This window comes from Polaromonas sp. P1_E1_2, from assembly GCF_056406035.1.
The window spans coordinates 1-4,385 of sequence record NZ_JBFUAZ010000353.1 but is presented as its reverse complement, the minus strand read 5'-3'; the positions used below and the strand labels follow the sequence as shown (position 1 = coordinate 4,385).

Sequence of the window (4,385 nt, the reverse complement as noted above, 5' to 3'; positions counted from 1 at the left end):
CCGCCAGGCTGTCGGCAAGCCGAACCTGCCGGTACGGTATATCGAAACGTATGTGGACGCCCGCACACGCTTGCTGTCTGAAGGCAGTGTCGATTTGCTGTGCGAGAACGTGACCGACACACCGGAGCGCCGGACGCGGATGGATTTCTCGACACCGATTTTTATCGAAGCTGTCCAGGTGGCGGTGCGGACCAAAGACAAACTCAGCGCACTCGACCAACTGCAAGGCAAAAGCATTGTGGGCATTGCCGGCACCACCGTGGTTCCCGCGCTGGATCTTTACGCGCAGCAGCATTCATTGAAGTGGCAACACGCCAAAGCAGTCAACGCGGATGCCGCCCTCGGACAGTTGCAACTGGGCTGGGCGGCAGGGTACGCCCGCGACGGTGTTGCGCTCGCCGCGCAATTGGCGAGCCTGCCCAATGCAGGCGATTACCTGATCCTGCCCGAACGCCTGTCCGTAGAACCTATTGCCATCGCCTACCGCAAGGGGGATGCAGTCATGGGTGACCTGGTGAACGCCTCTATCAAGGAATCCATGCGCAGCGGCGCAGCGCAGGGCTGGTATGAACAATGGTTTTTAAAACCCATGAAACCGGGCGGCAAACCGCTGACAACCGTGATGCCGGCGGAAACGAAGGCATTGTTTGACACCGCGAAAGCAAATTGAGTAGAGCCTGAAGGCCGCAACACCGCTACGGCTTTAAACGTTCAGGCGTTGGTGCCGTTCGGCGTATCCGGCTCTTCCGGTGTGATGAAAGAGTCTTCCCACTGCACAGCAAAATTGTGGTCGGCATTGTCATGAACAATGCCTGAACCGGTACTGAGCGGGTCGAAATTGGTGAACCGTATCCTGCGGTTGCGTTCCAGCTTGGCTTGCAGGCTGCTTCGGGCTGCCGCGATGTCCATGCTGGCGACTTTTGGCGCGTCCTCCAGGAGGGTTCCGTTGGCTGCACGCATGGTATCGGGCACGGTGGCCATGGCATCGGCGTCGGCATCCACCTCAACTGGCAAGGCCAAGGGAGGCTCGCCCAGCACGGCGGGTTCGTCGTCCGACAGGTCGATTTCTCCGAGGAACGCCGCGCGAACATCTTCCAGGGAGGGAAGGTTGCTCGCACGCACGACGGCGTAGGCAATCCCGCATTCTTCAAACAGCTTGCGCTTGAGGTCGCGGTTACTGGCCTTGAGCCCACGGGGACCGGGAACATCCAGGCAACCAATGACGGTTCCATCCGCGGCGCATACAGTGAAAGTGCAGTAAACGGTTTTCAGCAATTCAAAGGAACGCTGCCCTTCGGCTTCGGTTCGCGGCGAGACAAAGCGGATGACAGGGACTTTGATCAGGACATGGTGGTCAAAAAAGGCCCGCTGAAGCCAATGCCACACGTCCTGTTCGGCCTCCAGTAGCAGTGGCCTTGGCTGCAGGTGCCAATGCGCGGGAAGGCGCCGTTTTTTGCGCGCGGAACGCGCCAGCCAGCCATGGTGGCAGGCTGCTCCCGTCGCCATTGCAGACACCGCCGTCGCAGTGAGCGCCAACACAAAAACATCAAACATGAGTGCCTTAACTTTTTTTCAGTTTAAACACAGCCCCGTTAAGTTACAACTATTTACGTATGAAGGTGTTGTGAACGCGACTCATATTGAATCCAATCTACCTAAAAGCGGCCTTTTTTCACATATATGTTCCGCCAATACAACCCAAGTGGTCTACTGGTAGAAACAGATATTTACATATTGGGATCGACCGGGATGGGGCTGGCCAGGATCTTGTCGATCCGCTTGCCATCAAGGTCAAGAACTTCGAAGCGCCAGCCCGCGCATTCCACCCGCTCGGCGGTTTTCAGCAACCGCCCCGAAACGCTTTGAAGCAGGCCGGCCACCGTGTTGTAACGCCCCCGGCCTTCCTCTGGCAGTTCCCTGATATCCAGACGGGCCTTGAGTTCGGAGACAGGCATGACACCGTCAATGAGCCAGCTGCCGTCCTCCCTTTCGGTCGCCCACGCGTCCATCTGCGCGCCGGGCYGCAATTCACCGGTGATGGCTTCCAGCATGTCCATGGGCGTCATGAGACCCTGCACAACCCCGTATTCATCGACCACAAACACAATGCGGGTGGAGCGGGCCCGGAACTGCTCCAGCAATTCCATGCCCGTGAGCGTTTCCGGCACGAAGACCGCCGGCACTGCATAAGCGCCGATACGGTCGGTCACTGAAGGCACTGCGCCTGCGCCCTGGGTTGATGGCACAGGCTGGATCTGGCCGCGCAGCGCGAGCAACTTGGCCACATTGACCACGCCCACCACGTCATCGAGGCTGCCGCGGCACACGGGATACCAGGAGTGGCCGGTGGCGCCGGCCTTGTCGATGGCTTGGGCAATGGTGTCGGAAGCATCGAGCCACTCGATGTCGGAACGCGGCAGCATCAGTGAAGTGAGCAGGCGGTCATCCAGCAAAAACACGTTTTGCACCATCTGGTGTTCATGTTCCTCAATCAGGCCGGCGTCCACGCCCTCCTCCAGGCTGGCTGCGATTTCTTCTTCAGTGACGGCCCGGCCGGCGCTGTTGTCGATACGCAGCAGCTTGAGTACCGCCTGCGTGCTGATGGACAGCAGCCTGACGAAGGGCTTGAAGCCCGTCGCCACCCACATCATGGGCCTTGAAACCAGGCGTGCGACGGTTTCCGGGTAGAGCTGCCCGATGCGTTTGGGCACCAGCTCGCCAAAGACGATGGTGATGAAGGTGATGACTGTCACTACCAGCGCGGTGGCAGTAATCTCGGACGCGCGCGGCCGCACGCCGAAGGTCTGGATCCACGCTGCCAGGCCGCTGCTGAAAGCCGCCTCGCCAATAATGCCGTTGAGCATGCCGATGGAGGTGATGCCGACCTGCACCGACGAAAGAAACTGGGTAGGGTTGTCCAGCAGCCCCAGCGCCGCCTGCGCGCCCTTGTCGCCGGATTCGCCCATGGCCGAGAGCCGGGCTTTGCGGCTCGAAGCCAGTGCCATCTCCGACATGGCAAACACACCGTTGAGCAAGGTCAGAAAAGCAATCAGGAAAAAGTCCATGGGGCCTGGCGCAAAATAAACACATGTCACTTTACTGTATCGGCGACCTGCAGGGTTGCCACGCACCTTTTCAGCGATTGCTGGACAGGATCGATTTCTCCCCCAGCCGCGACACTCTCTACATCCTTGGCGACCTGGTCAACCGCGGCCCCGGCTCCCTTCAGGTGCTGCGCAGCCTCTCGGCATTGGGCGACGCTGCGCAATGCCTGCTCGGCAACCATGACCTGCACCTGCTGGCTGTGTGGCAAGGCGTGCGCAAGCCGGGCCGCAGCGACACCGTACAGGACATCCTCGAGGCCAAGGACAGCCACGCGCTGCTCGACTGGCTGCGCCACCGCGCCATGGCCATCCATCGCTACGGGTGGCTGATGGTGCATGCGGGCGTGCTGCCGCAATGGGCTGCGGCGCAAACCGTGGCGCTGGGCTCAGAGGTGGAGCAGGTGCTGCGCGGCAGCCATCTCAAGGACTTTCTGCAGGCCATGTACGGCAACACGCCTGATCACTGGAGCGACAGCCTGCAGGGCGCCGACAGGCTGCGGGTCATCGTGAACGCGCTCACGCGCCTGCGTTTTTGCACACCCGAAGGCGTGATGGACTTCAGCAGTACCGACGGCCCCGGCAGCGCGCCAGAAGGCCACCTGCCCTGGTTTGATGTTCCCGGCCGGGCCACAGCAGATACGCCGGTGGCGTTTGGCCACTGGTCTACGCTGGCCAGCAGCAAGAACAGCACACCCACCCTGCGCAACAACACCTTGCCACTCGACACCGGCTGCGTGTGGGGCGGCTGCCTGACGGCGGCCAGATTGGGGGCGGCGCCCGGCGAGTTTGAACTGGTCAGTGTGCAATGCGAAGAAGCGCAAAAACCTGGCAAGGCCGGCAAGTCGGCTTAAACCGGTTGCCGCGCGGCACTTGCCTCATCCGCCCAGGCCCGKGCCATGCTTGCAGCCAGCAACAGCACAGCCGACGAAAAGTAAATCCACATCAGGATCACCACCAGTGAGCCCGCCGCGCCATAGGCCGACACAATCGCAGCGGTCGAAAGATAAAAAGCCATCAGGTGCTTGCCGACCGCAAACAGGATGGCCCCCGCGGCGGACCCCATCACCAGATAGCGTAAAGCGGGCTTGGGGCCCACGCTCATTTTCATGAGCGCCACAAAGAGCACCACGCAAAAGCAGAAAGACACGACCTCATTGAGGACCCAGGCGATCTTCTCAATCGGCAAATAACTGCCCGCCCAGCCTGAGAGAAGACTCAGAAAAGTCGAGATCGCCAGCGAAACCAGCAAGAGAAAACCGAAGGCCAGGATGTAGGCCACAC

The 4,385-nt window shown here is 60.6% G+C and carries 5 protein-coding genes; 2 read left to right on the top strand and 3 right to left on the bottom strand.

Features of this window, described 5'->3' with window-relative positions; all coding sequences use genetic code 11:
• The coding region (locus AC1D1P_RS15460; protein ID WP_477673588.1) for a transporter substrate-binding domain-containing protein at positions 1 to 670 on the top strand (670 nt) is incomplete at its 5' end.
• Between the two features lie 41 nt (positions 671 to 711).
• On the opposite strand, the gene AC1D1P_RS15455 is transcribed toward AC1D1P_RS15460, so the two are convergent.
• Positions 712 to 1,554, bottom strand: a complete 843-nt coding sequence (locus AC1D1P_RS15455) for a DUF2726 domain-containing protein (protein ID WP_477668095.1) — start codon at positions 1,552 to 1,554, stop codon at positions 712 to 714.
• Positions 1,555 to 1,727: 173 nt separating this feature from the next.
• Positions 1,728 to 3,065, bottom strand: a complete 1,338-nt coding sequence (locus AC1D1P_RS15450) for a hemolysin family protein (RefSeq protein ID WP_477673587.1) — start codon at positions 3,063 to 3,065, stop codon at positions 1,728 to 1,730.
• Positions 3,066 to 3,088: 23 nt separating this feature from the next.
• Here AC1D1P_RS15450 and AC1D1P_RS15445 point away from each other — a divergent pair, with 23 nt between their 5' ends.
• On the top strand, positions 3,089 to 3,955 hold the full coding sequence (locus tag AC1D1P_RS15445) for a symmetrical bis(5'-nucleosyl)-tetraphosphatase (protein WP_477673586.1): 867 nt from the start codon (positions 3,089 to 3,091) through the stop codon (positions 3,953 to 3,955).
• On the opposite strand, the gene AC1D1P_RS15440 is transcribed toward AC1D1P_RS15445, so the two are convergent.
• On the bottom strand, positions 3,952 to 4,385 hold a 434-nt coding region (locus AC1D1P_RS15440), incomplete at its 5' end, for a YhjD/YihY/BrkB family envelope integrity protein (RefSeq protein WP_477673585.1). The genes AC1D1P_RS15445 and AC1D1P_RS15440 overlap by 4 nt on opposite strands.